Source organism: Pseudomonas sp. FP2335, from assembly GCF_030687535.1.
In the GTDB taxonomy this organism is placed as follows: Bacteria; Pseudomonadota; Gammaproteobacteria; order Pseudomonadales; family Pseudomonadaceae; genus Aquipseudomonas.
Genome location: NZ_CP117437.1, coordinates 4,670,340 through 4,689,921, shown reverse-complemented (window position 1 = coordinate 4,689,921; position 19,582 = coordinate 4,670,340). Strand labels below are relative to the sequence as shown.

The window sequence follows — 19,582 nt, the reverse complement described above, 5'->3', positions numbered from 1 at the left end:
GGCTGATTCTAAAGCAAACATTATTCGCAGCGGGCCGGCCTGTGCAGGGTCAGGGCCTGGTCGAGCCACGTCAGCAGGTCGGCGGTGACTTGGTCACGGTTGGTTTCGTTGAACACTTCATGGCGCGCCTGCGGGTAGATCGTCAGTTGCACGTGGCGGCAGCCGGCTTCACGCAGGGCGTTGGCCAGATGGGTGAGACGCTTGCCCTCACTCACCGGATCACATTCGCCGCCGGTCACCAGGATCGGCAGGCCCGGATCGATCTGCGCGAGATTGGACGCTTTGCTGATTTGCTGCAAGCCGCCGAGCAGGTCGACCCACAGCTGGTTGGTGCAGCGGAAACCGCAGAGCGGGTCGTTGATGTACTTGTCGACTTCCGCCGGGTCGCGGCTGAGCCAGTCGAAGGCCGTACGGTTGGGTTTGAACGCTTTGTTGAATGAGCCGAACGACAGGAAGTCGATCAACGCACTGCGCCCGCGCAGGCCCTGGCGGGCCCGCTCGATGCGCGCGATCACCCGGGCGGCGCGGTACAGCGCCACGGGTTGGAAATTCGAGCCGCTCAGAGCCGCGCCGCTCAGGCTGGCGCTGTGATGCAGCAGATAGGCCTGGGCGATGTAGCTGCCCATGCTGTGGCCCAGCAGAATGATCGGCACCCCCGGATGCTGCTGGCCGATATGCTGGTTGAGGCTGGCGAGGTCGCCCACCACTTTGTTCCAGCCGTCGTGCTCGGCGTACAGGCCCAGGGTGCCTTCGTCGGCGGTGCGGCCGTGGCCACGCTGGTCCGGTGCGTACAGGCCGTAGCCCGCCGCACACAGTGCCTGCGCCAGGCGCGCATAGCGCCCGCTGTGCTCGGCCATGCCGTGGGACAGCATGATCATCGCCTTGGCGGGGCCGTCCGGCAGCCATTGATTGACATACAGGCGGCTGTGGTCATTCGCGGTCAGCCAGAAGGTGCTGTGGTTCATGGCGGTTCCTTTGCTCGGGGTCGTTGCAGTGTATAGCTCATCCCACGGTAAGCGTCTGATCAGTGCAGGGCCTTGTAGGAAGATTCACGCAATTAATGACGCTCTTTCCTGTATTTGCCTGTTTGGCCATAGCTGCTAACGTCCCCAAAGCTCCGCTTTGTATGCAGTGCAAAAGCGGCCGGACACACTCAGGTAAGAGGACAAGAATAATGCAACCTGATTTCTGGAATGACAAACGCGCCGCGGGCGTTCCCAATGCCATCGACCTCACCTCTTACAAGTCGGTGATCGAAGTCTTCGAGCGTTCCTGCAAGACCTTTGCCGACCGTCCGGCGTTCAGCAACATGGGTATCACTCTGACCTACGCCGAGCTGGAGCGCCAAAGTGCGGCGTTCGCCGGCTACCTGCAACAGCACACCGACCTCAAGCCCGGCGAGCGCATTGCGGTGCAGATGCCCAACGTGCTGCATTACCCGATTGCCGTGTTCGGCGCCCTGCGCGCCGGGCTGATCGTGGTCAACACCAACCCGCTGTACACCCCGCGCGAGATGCGCCACCAGTTCAAGGACGCCGGCGTGCGTGCGCTGGTCTACCTCAACCTGTTCGGTTCGCGGGTGCAGGAAGTGTGCGCCGATACCGAGATCGACTACCTGATCGAAGCCAAGATGGGCGATTTCATGCCCGCCGCCAAAGGCTGGCTGGTCAACACCGTGGTCGACAAGGTCAAGAAAATGGTCCCGGCCTATAGCCTGCCGCGCGCCGTTTCCTTCAAGCGTGCGTTGCGCATGGGCGCAGGCCTGGGCGTGATCCGCCATCCCGTGACCCTGGACGATATCGCAGTGCTGCAATACACCGGCGGCACCACCGGCCTGGCCAAGGGCGCGATGCTCACCCACGGCAACCTCGTGGCGAACATGCAGCAGGCGCGGGCGTGCATGTCCCAGGTCAACGACGACGGTCAGCCGCTGGTGCGCGAGGGGCAGGAAGTGATGATCGCGCCGCTGCCGCTTTACCATATCTATGCATTCACGGCGAACTGCATGTGCATGATGGTGACCGGCAACCACAACGTGCTGATCACCAACCCGCGCGACATCGGCGGCTTTATCAAGGAGTTGAAGAAGTGGCGCTTCTCCTGCCTGCTGGGGTTGAACACGCTGTTTGTGGCATTGATGGATCATCCGGACTTCAAGACCCTGGATTTCTCCCACCTCAAGATCACCAACTCCGGTGGCACCGCGCTGGTCAAGGCCACTGCGGAGCGCTGGAAAGCGCTGACCGGCTGCACTATCGGCGAGGGCTACGGGCTGACGGAAACGTCGCCGGTCGCCAGCACCAACCCCTACGGCAGCCAATCGCGGTTGGGCACCGTGGGCATTCCGGTGCCGGGCACGGCGATGAAAGTCATTGATGACGAAGGCCGCGAATTGCCCTTGGGCGAGCGCGGCGAGTTGTGCATCAAGGGCCCGCAGGTCATGAAGGGCTACTGGCAGCAGCCGGTGGCCACCGCCGAGACGCTCGACGCCGAAGGCTGGCTCAAGACCGGCGACATTGCGGTGATCGACACCGATGGCTTTGTCAGCATCGTCGATCGCAAGAAAGACCTGATCATTGTCTCGGGCTTCAATGTGTACCCCAACGAGATCGAAGATGTGGTGATGGCCCACCCTGCGGTGGCCAACTGCGCGGTGATCGGCGTGCCGGACGAGCGCACGGGGGAGGCGGTGAAGCTGTTCGTGGTCGCCCGCGCCCAGGGTGTGAGCCTTGAGGAATTGAAGACGTACTGCAAGACCAACTTCACCGGCTACAAGGTGCCCAAGCATATTGTGTTGCGTGAGTCGTTGCCGATGACGCCTGTAGGGAAAATCTTGCGGCGGGAACTGCGCGACATCGCCTGACCCTGAGTTGAAATGCAATCAAAAAATGTGGGAGCGGGCTTGCCCGCGAATGCGGTGCATCAGTCGACATATCTGTGTGACTGGTACACCGCATTCGCGGGCAAGCCCGCTCTCACATTTGCTGTTCGGTGTCCTCAAAGCCTTATTCCAGAGCCTTTCCCGAGGCAAATTAAGTGCTGTTTATAGTGTGACCAAATATTGTAGGACAGTCGCGAATATGACTGTAGGGCCCGCGTTTGGCTCTAGTCGGCCCTTGGCAAAGCTGCTACTCTCGGCGCGCTTTGTGACGTCTCGGCCTGCTTGAAAGCGCCAGATTCACCTTAAAAAAACATACACCAATAATAATCGCATCAAATGCGATGATGAATTCGCGTCGCTGAGGAGTGGGCTTCCATGAACGAAGACTTTTGGAAGGATAAGTACCCCGCCGGGATTGCTGCAGAAATCAATCCAGACGAGTATCCGAATATTCAGGCGGTACTGAAGCAGTCCTGCCAGCGCTTCGCCAACAAACCGGCTTTCAGCAACCTGGGCAAGACAATCACCTACGGTGAGTTGTACGAATTGTCCGGTGCTTTCGCCGCGTACCTGCAACAGCACACCGACTTGAAGCCCGGCGACCGCATCGCCGTGCAACTGCCCAACGTCCTGCAGTACCCGGTCGCCGTGTTCGGTGCCATCCGGGCCGGCTTGATCGTGGTCAACACCAACCCGCTGTACACCGCGCGGGAAATGGAACACCAATTCAACGACTCCGGTGCCAAGGCCCTGGTCTGCCTGGCCAACATGGCGCACCTGGCGGAAAAGGTCGTGCCCAAGACCGCCGTCAAGCATGTGATCGTCACCGAAGTCGCCGACCTGTTGCCGCCGCTCAAGCGTCTGCTGATCAACAGCGTCATCAAGTACGTGAAAAAAATGGTCCCGGCTTATCACTTGCCCAAGGCGATCAAGTTCAACGACGTGCTGGCCAAGGGGCAGGGCCAGCCGGTCAGCGACGCCAACCCCGCCAGCAGTGATGTGGCCGTGCTGCAATACACCGGCGGCACCACCGGCGTGGCCAAGGGTGCGATGCTCACCCACCGCAACCTTGTCGCCAACATGCTGCAATGCAAGGCGCTGATGGGCTCGAACCTCAATGAGGGCTGCGAGATCCTGATCACGCCGCTGCCGCTGTACCACATCTATGCGTTCACCTTTCATTGCATGGCGATGATGCTGATCGGCAACCACAACATCCTGATCAGCAACCCGCGCGACCTGCCGGCGATGGTCAAGGAATTGTCCAAGTGGAAGTTCAGCGGTTTTGTCGGCCTGAACACGCTGTTCGTGGCGCTGTGCAACAACGAGGCGTTCCGCAAGCTGGACTTCTCTGCGCTGAAGGTCACCCTGTCGGGCGGCATGGCCCTGCAACTGGCCGCCGCCGAGCGTTGGAAGGACGTGACCGGTTGTGGCATCTGCGAAGGCTACGGCATGACCGAAACCAGCCCCGTGGCGACCGTGAACCCGATCCAGCATATCCAGATCGGCACCATCGGCATTCCCGTGCCGTCCACCGTGTGCAAGGTCATCGCCGATGATGGCACCGAGTTGCCGCTGGGCGAAACCGGCGAGCTGTGCGTGAAGGGCCCACAGGTGATGAAGGGCTACTGGCAGCGTCAGGACGCCACCGACGAGATGCTCGACAGCGAAGGCTGGTTGAAGACCGGCGACATCGCGATCATCCAGCCGGATGGCTACATGCGCATTGTCGACCGCAAGAAGGACATGATCCTGGTCTCGGGCTTCAACGTGTACCCCAATGAGCTCGAAGACGTGCTGGCCGGCCTGCCGGGCGTACTGCAATGCGCGGCCATCGGTGTGCCGGACGAGAAGTCCGGTGAGATCATCAAGCTCTTTATCGTGGTCAAACCGGGTGCCACGTTGACCAAGGATCAGGTGATGGAGCATATGCGCGCCAACGTCACCGCCTACAAGGTGCCCAAGCTCGTGGAATTCCGCGATGCCTTGCCGACTACCAACGTGGGCAAGATCCTGCGGCGTGAGTTGCGTGATGAAGAGCTGAAGAAGCTCGGCCTCAAGAAGTAACCCCATAAAAAACCCCGCGAATGCGGGGTTTTTTACGCCTGCTGATTTCCAGGATTGGAATCCAATCCAATGCGGGAGCTCCCACAGTTTTTGAACCGGGTTCTTACAGGGCGAACTGGGCGAAGCTGATACCCGCACCGGCTGGCCGCACATCCTTCAGGAAGGAATCCTTGTCTGCGCTCAGCTCCAGGGTGATCTCCGGCTTGCGCTTGCCCGCATTGCGCACCACCAGGCCTTCGATGTGTTCGCGCAAAAACGCCGTCGGCACCTTCAGGTGCAGCAACTGGTCGGTCTCGGCGTTGTGCATCAACAGGTGAATCCACTCGTACTGGCCCACCGCAATACGGCCCACCGGCAGATCGAACCACCAGATGTTGCGTTTGCGGTCCAGGTCGGTGAAGTGGCAGTTGTTGACGCCGAGTACGGCACCGCCCAGTTCGGTGTTTCTGCGGGCGATGGCCTGTGCTTTATTGAGTTTCATAACCTTCCTACGGGATCTGTTATTCAGCGTTATAGCCTGAATGTGCCGGGCATTCTCGTGGGTTGGCCACAAAACATAAAGCCAAACCTGCGCCCGGCGATGAAATGTCCGTGGAAAATAATTGAAACTCTGCCGGACAGCCCCGGGTCAATTTCTACGTAATGACCAAAACCCTTGATTGTTCTTCTGGAGAAATACCATGGGCAGCACAGCGGATAAGGCAAAAGGTTTGAAAGACGAAGCCGTCGGCAACATCAAGCAAGGCATCGGCAAAGTCACCGGAAACGACAAACTGCGCGCTGAAGGCGTGGTGCAGGAAAAGAAAGGCCAGGTTGAAAAGGCCATTGGTGACACCAAGGACGCGGTCAAGAAAGCCGTCAAATAAGGCAGCACTTGAGCAGTCGGAGCGGCCATCCACGGATGGCCGTTTTTTTGTCACCGGATGCGGTTAAAGTTTCGAAATTGTTTCAAGGTCGCCAAATAAGCTACCTTGATGTAGAAAACGGCCCCTGAGTCGCCCTTGAACTCATCTTTTGCGGCGAAAGGAGACGCTATGATTTTTCCGGTCCTTGATGGCCTCAAGCTACATAAAGTGTTGGTGCGCACCGTCAAAGAGTTCGTCGATGACGAAATGTCCACCTACGCGTCGGCGCTGGCCTACCAGATGCTGTTTTCGCTGTTTCCCTTCCTGCTGTTCCTCATCGCCCTGATTGGTTTTCTGCACCTGCCCGATTTCTTCACCTGGCTGCGCCTGCAGTCGGAGCTGGTATTGCCGCCCCAAGCCCTGGAGCAGGTCAACCCGGTGATCGACCAGCTGCAGCAATCCAAGGGTGGGCTGCTGTCGGTGGGTATCGTGATTGCGCTGTGGACCGCTTCAGCGGGTGTGCGCCTGATGATGAGCGCAATGAACGCCGCCTACGACGTCGTCGAAGGCCGGCCGATCTGGAAGCGTTTTCCGCTGTCGATTTTCTACACCGTCGGCATTGCCGGCATGCTGCTGGCCGCTGCGGCGCTGATGGTGCTCGGCCCACAAGTGATGGAATGGGTGGCGGGCCAGATCGGCATGCAGGAGTTCGTGGTCACCCTGTGGACCATCCTGCGCTGGCCGCTGATCGTGATCCTGCTGATGTTCGCCGTGGCCCTCATGTACTACGTGATGCCCGACGTAAAACAGAAATTCCGCTTCATCACCCCAGGCTCGGTATTGGCGGTGGTAGTGTGGATTGTCGCGTCCCTGGGCTTTGGCTACTACGTCAAGACGTTTGCCGACTACAACGCCATGTACGGCAGCATCGGTGCGATCATCGTGCTGCTCCTGTATTTCTACATTTCCGCCGCCGTGCTGCTGCTGGGGGCAGAGATGAATGCCGTAATCGAACACATGTCGGCTGAAGGCAAGGAGCCTGGCGCGAAGGATTTCGACCAGCCAGCCCATGAAAAACAGCATGTCTCCGGCCTCGGCCGGGACCATTCCAAGCCCACTACTGATGAAGTCTGATCGATGATCCGTGAAATCCTGAAAATGGGCGACGAGCGCCTGCTGCGTATCGCGCCACCGGTGCCGCCGGAGATGTTCGACAGCCCCGAGCTGTGGCAATTGATCGACGACATGTTCCAGACCATGGAGCACGTCGGTGGTGTCGGCCTGGCCGCCCCGCAGATCGGCGTTGACCTGCAACTGGTGATCTTTGGTTTCGAGGCCAGCGAACGCTACCCGGACGCGCCGCCGGTGCCGCAGACCATCCTGATCAACCCGTTGATCACGCCGCTCAGTCCGGTGTTGGAGGAGGGGTATGAAGGCTGCCTGTCCGTGCCCGGCTTGCGTGGTGCGGTGAACCGTTACCAGCAGATTCGCTACGAGGGTTTCGACCCCAAGGGCGAGCCGATCGTACGGGTTGCCGACGGGTTTCATGCGCGGGTGGTGCAGCATGAATGCGACCACTTGATCGGCCGGTTGTACCCGTCGCGGATTACCGATTTCAGCAAGTTCGGATTTATCGAAGTGATGTTCCCCGACATGGACCCCACGGCTGACGATTAGCTTTCAAGCCCAATGAGGCAAAACTGTGGGAGCGGGCTTGCTCGCGAATGCGGTGTTTCAGCCGACATATCAGGTGACTGGTACACCGCATTCGTGAGCAAGCCCGTTCCCACAGTTGGAATGCACTTCAAATAGGTTTATTTGGCTGGCTTGACGAACCGCAACGTCAGCCGATCGGACTCACCAATTGCCACATACCTGGCCTTGTCCTGTTCGCCCAACTTCAACGTCGGCGGCAAAGTCCACACCCCCGCCGGATAATCCTTGGTGTCCTTGGGGTTGGCGTTCACTTCACTCTGCGCCGCCAGCTTGAACCCGGCATCGGTGGCCAGTTTCACCACCTGGGCGGTGGTCAGGTAGCCGCTGTCCTTGATTGCTTCCAGGTCTGCTCCGTCCTTGGCCCGGTGATCTTCCACGCCCAGTACGCCACCGGGCTTGAGCACCTTGTAAAACGCGCTGAAGGTCGCGTCGGCGGTGCCCGCCAACACCCAGTTATGCACATTGCGAAAGGTCAGCACCGCATCCGCCGAGCCCGGCTTGCCGAACACCGGTGCCTTGGGATCGAACTCGACGACCTCGGCCTTGCCATACCGCGTCGGGTCTGCGGCGAATTTTTTCTTCAGGTTCTCTTCGGACGTACGCGCGTAGGCGCTGCTGCTCGCGGCCTGTACGGCAGCGATGTAATGCCCGTGGTCCTTGAGCAGCGGTGCCAGCAGCTCGCTGTACCAACCGCCGCCCGGGGTGATTTCGATCACGCTCTGTTTGGCGCCCAGGCCAAAGAATTCCAGGGTCTGTTGTGGATGGCGATAACCGTCGCGGGCGCTATTGGCCGGGTCACGCCAGCTGCCGGCGAGTACGCTTTGGTACTGCTTGGCGCTGATCGGCGCGTCGGCGGCCTGGCTGAGGGGCGGGACGAGGAGGGCGGTGAGGCAGAAAGCTGCAAGCGTCGTTTTCATGATCATCCTGTGAGGGGGCCACTGTGTCGCCGAGGCTAGCATGGGCCCTGTACCCACGGATCACACATTATCCGAGGTCAACCTCACTAACGGTTCTAAGCCCATGGCGATCATCGGCTTGTTGCGTTTGTAGCGCACCAGACGTTCGCTGAGGGATTGCGGTAGCAGTGTGTCCTGAGTGAACCCCATGCGTTGATACAACCCTTCCAGGTCCGGATGGCACAGCAGCCATACGGTGCCTTCGCACGCGGCCACCGCCTGCAGAATCAGGGTTGCCGCCAACCCCCGGCCGCGATAGGCCGGGTCTACAAACACCCCGGTCAACCACTGCCCGCCCACCACCGGCGTCAGGCACAGGCCCGCGACAATCTCGCCGTCGCGTGCGACCCACAAACGCCCGCCCTTGAGCGCTTTCATCGAGCAATTGTGGCTGCGATAGAACTTGTTCAGCAGCGGCCACAGGGGTTCTGCCAGTAGATCGATGGTCAACTCGGGCATGGTGTTCAGACGACGTGATGGAGGGGACGCGATTATAAGCCCCTTCTGTCGGGCAATAGGTGGTATACCCAGTGTCACGTTCCCTGACAGTGGAGTACGCATCATGGCCAAAGGTATGGATTCAAAGAAAGCCGCGAAGAAAAAACCGGCAAAAACCGCCGATGAAAAACGCGCCGACAAGAAAGCCAAGAAATCCGAGGGTGGTTTGTTCGGCCATTGAGTTTCAAGCCTGATGTGGGAGCTGCCTGGCTCCCACATGCTCATCCCATTTCAGCTCATTGAGCTTCTGCCGCCAGTGCCGCAATCACTGCCGGCCGCTGCCCGACCCTTTGTTCAAACGCCTGCAGCGCCGGCCATTCGCGCAGATCAATAGCGTGGAACGCCGCCCAGCGCAGCACCACGAACAGATAAGCATCCGCCACCGAATACTGCGAACCCAGCAGATAGTCCTGGCGCTCCAACGTCTGCACCAGAATCACAAAGCGCTTGAACAGTGTGGCCTGGAACATCGCCCGCACTTCGCCTTGGATCGCGCCGTTGAAGAACACCGCCAGCCCGCCATGGATCTCGGTGGCAATAAAATTCAGCCATTCCTGCAAGCGCACCCGCTCCCAGCTGCCATTGGCCGGGGCCAGTCCGGCGGCGGGTTTCAGGTCTGCCAGGTATTGCAGGATCGCGCTGGCTTCGGTCAACACCTGGCCGTTGTCCAGTTGCAGTGCCGCCACGTAGCCCTTGGGGTTGATCTGTAGGAAGTCCTCACCGTTGGCCGTGGTTTTTGCCTGGTTATCCACCTTCACCAACTCAAATGGCAGCGCCAACTCCCGCAGCACGATGTGTGGGGCGAGGGAACAGGCGTGAGGGAAGTAATACAGTTTCATCGAGGGCAGCTCCGTTGGATTTGCGCCAGTCTCGCGGGCATGACACCGTGCGTAAAATTAAACCTTCAGAGCCCTGCCATAAGGACAGCTACTGCCATGATGAACCTGATGCACTGGCGCCTGCTGGTGGCCGTTGCCGACCACGGCAGCATCACCGCCGCCGCCGAGCGCGTGGGCATGACCCAGTCCGCCGCCAGCCAGGCCATGGCAGGCATGGAGTCGACCCTGGGGGCGCAACTGTTTACCCGCGCGCCGCGCCAGACCTTGCCCACCGCCCTGGGCCTGAGTGTGATCGAGCAGGCGCGGGTGATGCTCGGCGCCTTGCAGGCGATTCGCAGCACCGTCGACGAAGCCAGGCCGATGTTGCGTGGAAGTCTTCGCATCGCCAGTTTCCCCATGGTGCTGGCGACGTTTCTGACGCCGCTGTTGCAGCGTTTCGCTCAACTGTACCCAGGCATCGACGTCACCACCCTGGAAGTCACCGACAACGAAGTGAACACCTTGCTCGACGCCGGCCTGATCGATCTGGGCGTGGTGCTCAACCCCAAGCCGGAGCGCAATGCCACGGTGTTGGGGCGCGACAACTGGCTGGCGGTGTTGCCGCAGGCGCATGCGCTGGCCCAGCGTCCGGCGGATGCCACGCTGACGCTGGAGGAGTTGTTGCAACAGCCGTTTGTACTGGCCACTGGCGGCTGCACTGCCAATGCCCGCAGCCTGGCCGCCGAGGCGGGGCTGACTTTGGCTGATATTCGCGTGCAAGTGCGCGAATGGAGCAGCGCCTTCAGCCTGGTGCGTGATGGCATCGGCGTGACCCTGGTGCCCGAAGTGACACTGCCTGTCCAGCGCCAGGGCCTGCGGGTGATGCCACTGGCCGTGCCCCTGCACCGTGAGTTCTCTTTGGTGGCCTCGCAAACCTGCCCGCCCTCCGTAGCCGCCCGCGCGTTGTTGAAAACGCTGGCTGACTAGTGGCCTTGCGTAGCGCCGAGCCCTGTCTATGCTCATCCAAAACCGATGATGACACTTGGCATATAAAACGTTTCGGATGGTTTGTTTCCCATGAAAAGCGTGCCAGCAGTATCCAACTGATGAATGGAATGCGCCTTCCAGGCGCCGGGACTCAAGGGTGACCTGACCATGTTCAACCGCCATCACAAAGCCGATCTGCGCGAAATCGAACGTTTCTCCTGCGCCCTGACCGAAGCCAACGCCAAACTCGCCGCCATCAGCCGTTCGATGGCGATGATCGAGTTCGATCGCAATGGAGTGATCCTGGATGCCAACGACAACTTCTGCAAAACCATGGGTTACAGCGCCGAGGAAATTCGCGGCAAGCATCACCGGATTTTTTGCGACGAGGCCTACACCCAAACCGAGCCCTACGCCAAGCTCTGGCGCGACCTGGCGCGGGGGGAGGCCATCAGTGGCACCTTCATGCGCTTGAACAAGCACGGCGAGGAGGTCTGGCTTGAAGCCAGCTACATGCCGGTGCTGGACAGTGACAATCAGGTACAGAGTGTCATCAAGGTGGCGTCGGATATTTCCGCGCGGGTCCACCATGAACACGAAAACCAGAGCCTGATCGATGCCATCGGCCGCTCCATGGCGGTGATCGAGTTTACTCCGCAAGGGCAGATCCTCAACGCCAACGACAACTTCTTGCGCACCGTGCAGTACTCCCTGGACGAAATCATCGGCCAGCATCACAGCATGTTCTGCCACCGCAGCGAGGTCGAATCGCCCGCCTATAAGGCGTTCTGGGCGTCGCTGAACCGCGGCGAATATCACTCTCACCGCTTTGAGCGCAAAAACAAATACGGCAAGACGCTGTTTCTGGAAGCGTCCTACAACCCGATCTTCGACACCAATGGGCGCCTGTACAAAGTGGTGAAGTTCGCCAGCGACATCACCGACCAGGTCTCGACCCTACGCAACGCTGCCGATTCGGCCCACGCCACATCGGTACAAAACGACGCCTGCGCGCGCAAAGGTTCGGAGGTGGTGCAGCAAACCGTGCAGATCATCGAAGGAATTTCCCAGGACTTGAACCAGGCCGCCGTGAGTATCGACGCGGTGAGCAAGCAGTCGGACATCATCGGCGCCATCGTGCAGACCATCCGCAGCATTGCCGAGCAGACCAACATGCTCGCGCTCAATGCCGCCATTGAAGCCGCACGGGCAGGTGAGCATGGGCGCGGCTTTGCGGTGGTGGCCGATGAAGTGCGCAGCCTCGCGGGGCGCACCAGCCAGGCGACGGTGGAGATTGTCGACGTTGTACGCAAGAACCACGACCTTTCGCTGAGCGCGGTGTCGAGCATGCAATCGAGCCTGAGCCGCACGGGGCTGGGTGTGGAACTGGCGAATGAGGCAGGGCAGGTGATCCTGGAAATCCAGGAAGGGTCACGGCACGTGGTGGATGCGATCAGTCAGTTCAATTCGACCCTGCAACTGCAATAACACCCGTAGTGAGCGGGCTTGCCCGCGCTGGGCGGCGCAGCCGCCCCAAATCCAGGCACCTCGGTCTTCCTGATCCTCCGCGGCGATCTGTTTGGGGCGGCTTCGCCGCCCGGCGCGGGGCAAGCCCGCTCACTACAGGTTGCGTTTTAGATTGCGGCGAGGGTTTCTTTTACGCTTTGAGCCGGGTCAGTGGCCTTGGCGGCAACCTGCTGCTCTTGCTGCTGCTTCAAACGCTCGGCCACTTGCTTGGAAATCGCGTCCTGCTTTTCCTGCGTCATGTTCTGCACATCCGCTTCGGTCAAACCCTGTTCCTTGAGCAATTGTTCACGGATACGCTCGGCCGGAGTCTTGCTCATGTAGTCGGTGAATTCCGAACGTGCCGCCGACGTGGCATTGACCGCTGGAACATCCGTGGTTGCCGCCTGCAACTGCACGCGGGTCTTGGCGAAGGCTTCGTCGATACGGTCGGCGGCCTTGTCCAGTTCCTTCTGCGCGGCCGGCACGGTAATGCTCTGCTGCGCCGCTTGCACCGCACCGCTGTACAGCGCGCTGGCGGCGGCGTTGGCGGGGTCCATGTCGGAGCGCTTGAGCTGCTGGAGGGTCGTCACAGCTTGGGTGTTGTTGTTAACCAGCATGATCGGTCACCTGGGGAAATGTTCGTGTGCCACAGGTGGAGCAAATAGCGTGCCGAGGTTTATTCCCTTTGCCGCGTGGCTTCTGGCCGGCGGGAGCGGCAATGAATGGCCCATGCAGGGCTGTTCATTGCCGCTTGTGCTGCAAAGTATTGCCTGGGTTTAGGCTTTGATATCGAAGTGGCCCGCGAGTGTGTAGTCAGTATTTTCTACGGTGACGACGACATCGAACTTGCCTGAAGCCTCAGCATTGGCTGTGCTGAAGCTTTCCAGCGTCAATGTCCCACTCTTCGCTGGAAAAGACTGCCTGGCGCTGCCCACTTGGCGGAAGTAGTTCACCGAGTAGGTATCGGGAAAGCCTTGGGGAATGGTGTGTTGACCCAAGCTCGCGGAACTGGGGAAATCAATTTGCACGCCCCTCGAGCTGCCATTGGTTTCAGGCTGCAAGCCGTCCAGCGTAATGTTTCGGCCGCCGTTGCCCCATTGGCGATACGAGGTGGTGACGGCGTCAATAGGGCCATCAGGCGCACTTGTAGCAATCAGAGTTTTTCCGGGTAGTCCCTTGGTATTGGGCATGTCCAGCTCCTCTTTCGTCATCGGAGGGCGGCCCGAGCTGGGCTCGCCTTCCGAGAGTAGATACCCGGGGGAATTAGGGCGGTACTGTCATAATTAACAGTTATGACGCCTGGCTGACGAATGGCAGTGGTGTGCTTTCCATGGGCATTGATTGCTTTAAGTGATGGGGATTTCAAAAGTCTGGAAGGCATCGTCCACCGGTTGATAACCCAGCACCCGCGTGGTTTCGCTCAAATCCAGGCGCTTGAAGCGGTTGTTGGAGATGCCATGGGCGATCAGGTGCCTCACACCCTCGGTTTCTACCGAGCGTTGCAGCAGCTGCACCGCATCGCGCGGGCTGAGCCAGGCGCTGAGGTCGCGGGCGTTGTTGAGGTCGTGGGTTTCGACAAACTCGAAGGCGCCAATGCGCAGGGCAATCGTCGACAGCGGGGTTTTCGCTGCGTAGTAGGCACACAGCGCCTCACCGTAGCATTTGCTCACGCCATACAAGTTGGCCGGCATCACCTGCATGCCGGGGATAATCTGGCGGTCCACCGGGTAGCCTTCGATGGTCTGCGCGCTGCTGGCGAAGACTAGACGTTTGACCCCGGCGGCCACGGCGGCTTCAAACAGGTAGGTGGTGGCGAGGATATTGTTCGGCAGCAATTCGTCGAACGAAGCGCTGGCGTGGGGGATGCCCGACAGGTGCACGATCACGTCGATGCCGTCGAGCAGCGCCGCCAGGCCGGTTCTGTCACTGAGGTCGGCGTGTACGAAACGGTGTTCGCCGAGGGCAAAATCCGGGGCGATGCGGTCGGTGAGAGTGAAGCGGTAACGGTCTTTCGAGGCGTCGAAAAACGTCTTGCCGATTCTGCCGCAAGCGCCGGTGAGCAGTACGTTGAGTCCTTTCATGTGACCTCCGGTTAGATAGAAGTTGTGAGCTTCGGGCTTCGGGCTTCGAGCTGCAAGCTTCAAGCTGAGAGGCTGTTACTTGCGGCTTGTAGCTAAAAACTTGACGCTGCTTCTATTCAATCATGGCCGTCGAGGGCGAAGGTCTGGAAACCGGGGCGCTGGCTGAGGCGCTGATAGTAAGCCTCGACAGCGGGGTAGGGCGGATGCTCCAGCGGCGCGTTGCGCCAGCGGTGCACCGACAGGCCGACGAGGATGTCGGCCAGGGTGAACTCATCGCCAGCCACGTAGGCACCGGTCTTGAGCAACTGTTGTTCGAGCAGGCCCATCTTGCTGTTCCAGGCTTGCACGCCGGCCTGGATACGCTGCGGGTCCTGGTAGTCGGGGTTCTGGCGTACCAGTGCATGGAACGCGTAGCCCCAGGACGGGTTGAGTTCGGTGGCTTGCCAATCCATCCATTGCTCGACGCGCGCCCGTGGCGCGGGTTCGGCGGGCAGCAGGTCATGGCGTTCGTAGAGGCCCACGAGGTAACGGCAGATGGTGTTGGATTCCCACAGCACACCGTGATCGTCGATCAGCACCGGCACCTGGGCGTTGGGGTTCAGGGCGAGGAACTCGGGGGATTGGGTGGGGGTGTAGCCGATGCCCCAGTCTTCGCGCTTGTAGTCGATGCCGAGTTCCTGGCAGGTCCACAGCACTTTGCGCACGTTGATGGAGGAGGTGCGGCCCAAGATTTTCAGTGAGTGTCCCATGGTGCTTCCCTTGCGGTGGAGAGCAGCCAATCTAGCAGTGGACAACAGCGACGGCGAGTGCATGTTGTTTATTTCTTTCTCACTGGAACTCAGATCCTTTAACTATTGTTTACGGATGCGCTCGCGATGGATGCTCTCATGCCGTCTATGAGTTCGGAGTGCATTGAGGGATGTGGCGCGATGATTTCGGCAAGACGTGTCCCGTCGGTGGCCACGTCTTATTGCCAATAGTCATATAGTTTAGCGAGGTTGCGACGTGCTTGATAAACTGAGTGTCGCTACTCTCATCTGATAAAGGCATTGTTGAAAAGATGCTTGTGTTTCTAAGTGGGCGTAATGTTGTACTCGGCTTCAAACTCATTATCAGTCCCGGCGCTGTTTGATATGAAGTTGAGTTTTCCCGTTAGGTGCGATGCCTTTTCGATGTAAATCATTTCGTAAGAGCCAGAGTCGGCGTTATAGAAAACTCCACCGCCATTACTGTCGATACGAATGCCAAAGGCCCACGGCCTGCCATCGCCATCGGTCACTTGGAAATCTCCCTTAGACGTACCATGCGCGAGTACGACGTTGAGTTCAATCAGGATCTTATCGCCAGATGGAAGTGTTGTTGATCCCGTCACGATCATGACCCCACTGGCCATGAAATAATATTCTGTGGCACTAAAAGAGCCGAAGGGCGATTTAGTTACGTTGAAGTAACCTCTGAACTTAGGGTTTTTGTTTGGTGTGGTGTTCATGGTGGATCTCTCTTATGCTTTTTATGGAGGTTTATCTCTATTGGGAGATGGTGCGAGTATAGGCGGCGAGCGTGGTGTGTCTACTGTCATACTTGACAGTGGTAGCCACCTGTCTCTTAACGTATGGTTTAAGGTTTTTATATGTGAGTGGGTGGTGGTGCTTTTTTATTTAACTATTGCAAGTTTCTATTGGCTGCTTTTAGTGCTCGGGTGAGTCAGGAGGTGATGAGACTCTAGCGCTTAGAAATGAATCCAGTGGTTGATGCAAGCCGCGCCAGCGCAGCCGACGGCGCACTAAGCGGTGGGTCAAGTATCTGGTGCAGTGACGGATACTCAGCACTCGGCGGCAAGTACCCTCCCACAGGTTTAGTGTGCTCGGCTTTTGAGCGTCAGGTACTTTCGCGCACCTGCAACTCAAAGCCCATATCCACCACCGGCTTGGCCACCTTGTTCCCCGCCATGATCGTCAACAGATGCTCCGCTGAACGCCGACCAATCGCTTCACGCGGCGTGCTGATGCTGCTCAGGCGCGGCACCATGAACGATGACGACGGCAAGTCGTTGAAACCCAGCACCGCCACGCGTTCCGGCACCTTGATGCCGTGGCGCAGGGCTTCAAGCAGAGCGCCCTGGGCCAGGTCGTCATTGCCGAAGAAGATCGCGTCCACATCGGGATGGGCGGCCAGCAACTGCAGGAACAGTTCGCCGCCCAGGCCCACGGAGGACGGGCGTGGCGTCAGCACTTCCAGCGCCGGGTCGTACAGGCCGGCCTGTTGCAGTGCGCGGCGGAAACCTTCGCCACGCAGCAGGGTGCGTTGGTCCAGTTGTGCGCCTATATACGCCAGGCGCTTGCGCCCACGGGCCAGCAGGTGCGCCGCCGCCGTTTCACCCGCCGCCAGCTGCGAGAAACCCACGCAGTTCACGCCGGCATTCGGGTCCAGGTCCATCATGTACACGCAGGGAACATTGCTGCTCTCGACCATCCGTCGGGCGCTCTCGGTCCGGTCGAAGCCGGTCAGCAGCAAACCCCGTGGCTGGTAGGCCATGTAGTTGCGCAGCAGGTTTTCTTCTTCGTCGCGCGAATAGTGGGAGTTGCCGATCAGCACTTCAAAACCTTTGGGCCGCAGCACTTGGTGGATGGCTTCGAGGGTTTCGATAAACAGCAGGTTGGACAGCGACGGCACGATCACCACCACCGAATGGCTCTGGGCCGAAGCCAGGGCGCGGGCGGCGGGGTTGACCACGTAATTCAACTCGGCAGCGGCGTGCTGGACTTTTTCGACCAGCTCTGTCGCTACGGTGCTGATGCCGCGCAGGGCGCGGGAGGCGGTAATCGGGCTGACGCCAGCGAGGCGGGCGACTTCGTTGAGGGTCGGGCGACCCGTGGTGCGCAATTTTTTATCGTTCTTGGAGGTCATCAGGCGGCTTGCCAAACAAAAATCGAGGCACTAAGGTAGCGCTGTCTCCAAAAGGCTGCAAATTCTTGAACAAAGGGTTGCCTGATCCTGTTCAAACGCTTGGAGCGGATGCACGCGTCACTCCATAAAAAAAGACAAGACGGCGCGGGAAAAGCCTGTTTTTGCACTAGCCTTACAGCGTGCAAAGGTAGCGCTATCTGCGTCCTGAGGTGTTTCATGAGTCAACCTGTTACTGCCCTGGTCATCATGGGTGTTGCTGGCTGTGGCAAGACCAGCGTCAGCGAAGCCGTGTGCCGTCTGAACGGCGCTACCGCCATCGAAGGCGACAGCTTCCACCCTGCCGCCAACATCGAAAAGATGAGCGCCGGCCACCCCCTCAACGACGACGACCGCGCCGGCTGGCTCGACATCCTTTGCGATGAACTGCGCCGTTCGCTAAAAGCCGGCGAACACCCGGTGCTCACCTGTTCAGCCCTCAAGAAGAAATACCGCGACCACCTGCGCGAAGCCGCGCCGGGCCTGGGTTTCGTGTTTCTGGAGTTGAGCCGTGAAGTGGCGTCCGACCGCGTGTCCCATCGCCCCGGCCATTTCATGCCGGCAAGCCTGATCGACAGCCAGTTCGCCACCCTTGAATCACCCGTGGGCGAGCCGCTGACCCTGGCCCTCAACGCCAGCGTCGACAGCGTCGAGCAATTGGCCGAGCAGGCCCATGCCTGGTGGCTGCAACACGGCTTCGAACCTTCCAAGTGATTTTTTGCCGGAAAAGATAGCGCTATCTACGGCAGGAAATTCAACACCCGCTTTAATAACAACAACAAACAGGAGAGACCCCCCATGTTTGGCATGTCCCACGAGTCCTACCTGCTGCTAGATGCAGTGGTCACTATCATCGGGTTGATCGTTCTGATCACCAAGTTCAAGGTTCATCCGTTCATTGCACTGATCATCGCGGCCGGCTTCCTCGGCCTGACCTCGGGCATGCCCGTGGACAAGATCATCAAGGCGTTCCAGGACGGCTTCGGCGGTGTGCTCGGCTTTGTCGGCATTATCCTCGCGCTGGGTACGATGCTCGGCAAGATGATGGCTGAATCCGGTGGTGCCGATCAGATCGCCCAGACCCTGATCCGTGCCTTCGGCAAGGAAAAGGTCCAGTGGGCCATGATGTTCGCCGCGTTCCTGGTGGGCATCCCGCTGTTTTTCGAGATCGGTTTTGTACTGCTGATCCCGCTGGTATTCATCGTCGCGCGCCGCACCGGCGTGTCGCTGATCAAGATCGGCATCCCGCTGCTCGCCGGCCTCTCGGCGGTGCACGGCCTGGTGCCACCGCACCCGGGCCCGCTGCTGGCCATCGGCGTGTTTGGCGCGGACATCGGCAAGACCATCCTGTACGGCCTGATCGTGGCACTGCCGACCGCCATCATTGCCGGCCCGATCTTCGGTACGTTTATCGCCAAGTACATCCCGGGCAATCCGTCCCAGGAACTGGTCGATCAACTGGCCCGCGAGTCGCAACACAAGTCGCTGCCGAGCTTCAGCATCACCCTGATCACCGTGCTGCTGCCGGTGTTCCTGATGTTGCTGAAAACCTTTGCCGACATCGGTCTGCCGGACGGCCATATCGTGCGCAACTGGATGGACATGATCGGTCACCCGATCTCCGCGCTGTTGCTGGCGTTGCTGCTGTCGCTGTACACCTTTGGCCATCGCCAGGGCATTCACTCCAAGCAGATCCTCAAGTTGCTCGACGCCAGCCTTGCGCCGACCGCCGCGATCATCCTGATCATCGGTGCCGGTGGTGGCTTCAAGCAGATGCTGGTGACCAGTGGTGTGGGCGACGTGATCGGCCATATGGCGGTGAACGCACAGATCAACCCGATCCTGCTGGCGTGGCTGGTGGCGGCGGTGATCCGCGTGGCGACCGGTTCGGCGACCGTGGCGACCATTACTGGCGCGGGCATCGTGGTGCCGGTGGTGGGGATGATTCCAGGGGTTAACCGTGAGCTGCTGGTGCTGGCGACGGGGGCGGGGTCGTTGATCCTGTCGCACGTCAACGATGCGGGCTTCTGGCTGGTGAAGCAGTACTTCAACATGACCGTGGCGGAAACGTTCAAGACGTGGACGGCGATGGAGACGATCCTGTCTGTGGTGGCACTGATCTTCATCATGCTGTTGTCGCTGGTGGTCTAACCGACACACCACAAGGGCAGGGTGCAAACCCAATCCAAATGTGGGAGCGGGCTTGCTCGCGAAGGCGGTGGATCAGTCACCCAATACATTGACTGATCCACCGCCTTCGCGAGCAAGCCCGCTCCCACAGTTT

20 protein-coding genes and 1 pseudogene are annotated in these 19,582 nt (G+C 59.6%); 10 read left to right on the top strand and 11 right to left on the bottom strand.

Features of this window, described 5'->3' with window-relative positions:
- Positions 1-20 precede the first annotated feature (20 nt).
- Positions 21-965, bottom strand: a complete 945-nt coding sequence (locus tag PSH81_RS21050; RefSeq protein WP_305391424.1) for an alpha/beta hydrolase — start codon at positions 963-965, stop codon at positions 21-23.
- A 209-nt stretch (positions 966-1,174) separates the two neighbouring features.
- On the opposite strand from PSH81_RS21050, the gene fadD2 reads away from it, so the two are divergent.
- Both fadD2 and fadD1 read left to right on the top strand, forming a co-directional pair.
- Positions 1,175-2,863, top strand: coding sequence for a long-chain-fatty-acid--CoA ligase FadD2 (gene fadD2, locus PSH81_RS21045; protein ID WP_192301028.1), 1,689 nt, complete (start codon positions 1,175-1,177; stop codon positions 2,861-2,863).
- A 393-nt stretch (positions 2,864-3,256) separates the two neighbouring features.
- The gene (gene fadD1, locus PSH81_RS21040) at positions 3,257-4,948 is read left to right on the top strand and encodes a long-chain-fatty-acid--CoA ligase FadD1 (protein WP_226456216.1); all 1,692 of its coding nucleotides are present in this window, start codon (positions 3,257-3,259) and stop codon (positions 4,946-4,948) included.
- A gap of 103 nt (positions 4,949-5,051) precedes the next feature.
- Here fadD1 and PSH81_RS21035 read toward each other — a convergent pair whose 3' ends face one another.
- The gene (locus PSH81_RS21035; protein ID WP_226456215.1) at positions 5,052-5,429 is read right to left on the bottom strand and encodes a hypothetical protein; all 378 of its coding nucleotides are present in this window, start codon (positions 5,427-5,429) and stop codon (positions 5,052-5,054) included.
- Positions 5,430-5,628: 199 nt separating this feature from the next.
- Here PSH81_RS21035 and PSH81_RS21030 point away from each other — a divergent pair, with 199 nt between their 5' ends.
- From PSH81_RS21030 to def, 3 genes are all read left to right on the top strand, one after another.
- Positions 5,629-5,814, top strand: coding sequence for a CsbD family protein (locus tag PSH81_RS21030; RefSeq protein WP_192301030.1), 186 nt, complete (start codon positions 5,629-5,631; stop codon positions 5,812-5,814).
- A 168-nt stretch (positions 5,815-5,982) separates the two neighbouring features.
- The gene (locus tag PSH81_RS21025) at positions 5,983-6,927 is read left to right on the top strand and encodes a YihY/virulence factor BrkB family protein (RefSeq protein WP_305391423.1); all 945 of its coding nucleotides are present in this window, start codon (positions 5,983-5,985) and stop codon (positions 6,925-6,927) included.
- Positions 6,928-6,930: 3 nt separating this feature from the next.
- Positions 6,931-7,470 carry a peptide deformylase gene (def, locus tag PSH81_RS21020; RefSeq protein WP_226456213.1) on the top strand — a complete coding sequence of 180 codons (540 nt, stop codon included), beginning with the start codon at positions 6,931-6,933 and terminating at the stop codon, positions 7,468-7,470.
- Positions 7,471-7,607: 137 nt separating this feature from the next.
- Here the strand turns inward: def and PSH81_RS21015 are convergent, their stop codons facing one another.
- The 3 genes from PSH81_RS21015 to gstA all read right to left on the bottom strand — a co-directional run bounded on the left by PSH81_RS21015 (position 7,608) and on the right by gstA (position 9,802).
- Positions 7,608-8,426 (bottom strand): class I SAM-dependent methyltransferase, encoded by an 819-nt coding sequence (locus PSH81_RS21015; RefSeq protein WP_305391422.1) that lies wholly within the window; start codon positions 8,424-8,426, stop codon positions 7,608-7,610.
- 60 nt (positions 8,427-8,486) lie between these two features.
- Positions 8,487-8,924, bottom strand: a complete 438-nt coding sequence (locus PSH81_RS21010) for a GNAT family N-acetyltransferase (protein WP_192301034.1) — start codon at positions 8,922-8,924, stop codon at positions 8,487-8,489.
- 275 nt (positions 8,925-9,199) lie between these two features.
- Positions 9,200-9,802, bottom strand: coding sequence for a glutathione transferase GstA (gene gstA, locus PSH81_RS21005; RefSeq protein WP_305391421.1), 603 nt, complete (start codon positions 9,800-9,802; stop codon positions 9,200-9,202).
- A 96-nt stretch (positions 9,803-9,898) separates the two neighbouring features.
- Between gstA and PSH81_RS21000 the strand changes: the two genes are divergently transcribed.
- From PSH81_RS21000 to PSH81_RS27595, 3 genes and pseudogenes are all read left to right on the top strand, one after another.
- Positions 9,899-10,768, top strand: coding sequence for a LysR family transcriptional regulator (locus PSH81_RS21000; protein WP_305391420.1), 870 nt, complete (start codon positions 9,899-9,901; stop codon positions 10,766-10,768).
- Between the two features lie 123 nt (positions 10,769-10,891).
- Positions 10,892-11,662, top strand: a pseudogene (locus PSH81_RS27600) (PAS domain-containing protein); the annotation flags it as partial.
- 21 nt (positions 11,663-11,683) lie between these two features.
- Positions 11,684-12,256 (top strand): methyl-accepting chemotaxis protein, encoded by a 573-nt coding sequence (locus tag PSH81_RS27595; protein WP_370694923.1) that lies wholly within the window; start codon positions 11,684-11,686, stop codon positions 12,254-12,256.
- 146 nt (positions 12,257-12,402) lie between these two features.
- On the opposite strand, the gene PSH81_RS20990 is transcribed toward PSH81_RS27595, so the two are convergent.
- The 6 genes from PSH81_RS20990 to PSH81_RS20965 all read right to left on the bottom strand — a co-directional run bounded on the left by PSH81_RS20990 (position 12,403) and on the right by PSH81_RS20965 (position 17,265).
- A complete protein-coding gene (locus PSH81_RS20990) occupies positions 12,403-12,891 on the bottom strand; it encodes a hypothetical protein (protein WP_226456209.1) in 489 nt (162 codons plus the stop codon).
- Between the two features lie 159 nt (positions 12,892-13,050).
- The gene (locus PSH81_RS20985) at positions 13,051-13,464 is read right to left on the bottom strand and encodes a hypothetical protein (RefSeq protein WP_226456208.1); all 414 of its coding nucleotides are present in this window, start codon (positions 13,462-13,464) and stop codon (positions 13,051-13,053) included.
- 156 nt (positions 13,465-13,620) lie between these two features.
- Complete coding sequence (locus tag PSH81_RS20980) at positions 13,621-14,355, bottom strand: NAD(P)-dependent oxidoreductase (protein ID WP_305391419.1); 735 nt, start codon at positions 14,353-14,355, stop codon at positions 13,621-13,623.
- A 116-nt stretch (positions 14,356-14,471) separates the two neighbouring features.
- Positions 14,472-15,104, bottom strand: coding sequence for a glutathione S-transferase family protein (locus PSH81_RS20975; RefSeq protein ID WP_226456206.1), 633 nt, complete (start codon positions 15,102-15,104; stop codon positions 14,472-14,474).
- 323 nt (positions 15,105-15,427) lie between these two features.
- The gene (locus tag PSH81_RS20970; RefSeq protein ID WP_305391418.1) at positions 15,428-15,844 is read right to left on the bottom strand and encodes a hypothetical protein; all 417 of its coding nucleotides are present in this window, start codon (positions 15,842-15,844) and stop codon (positions 15,428-15,430) included.
- 389 nt (positions 15,845-16,233) lie between these two features.
- A complete protein-coding gene (locus tag PSH81_RS20965; RefSeq protein WP_192301070.1) occupies positions 16,234-17,265 on the bottom strand; it encodes a LacI family DNA-binding transcriptional regulator in 1,032 nt (343 codons plus the stop codon).
- A gap of 213 nt (positions 17,266-17,478) precedes the next feature.
- On the opposite strand from PSH81_RS20965, the gene PSH81_RS20960 reads away from it, so the two are divergent.
- Both PSH81_RS20960 and PSH81_RS20955 read left to right on the top strand, forming a co-directional pair.
- Complete coding sequence (locus PSH81_RS20960) at positions 17,479-18,012, top strand: gluconokinase (protein WP_305391417.1); 534 nt, start codon at positions 17,479-17,481, stop codon at positions 18,010-18,012.
- A gap of 84 nt (positions 18,013-18,096) precedes the next feature.
- The gene (locus PSH81_RS20955; RefSeq protein WP_192301043.1) at positions 18,097-19,449 is read left to right on the top strand and encodes a GntP family permease; all 1,353 of its coding nucleotides are present in this window, start codon (positions 18,097-18,099) and stop codon (positions 19,447-19,449) included.
- Positions 19,450-19,582: the final 133 nt, after the last annotated feature.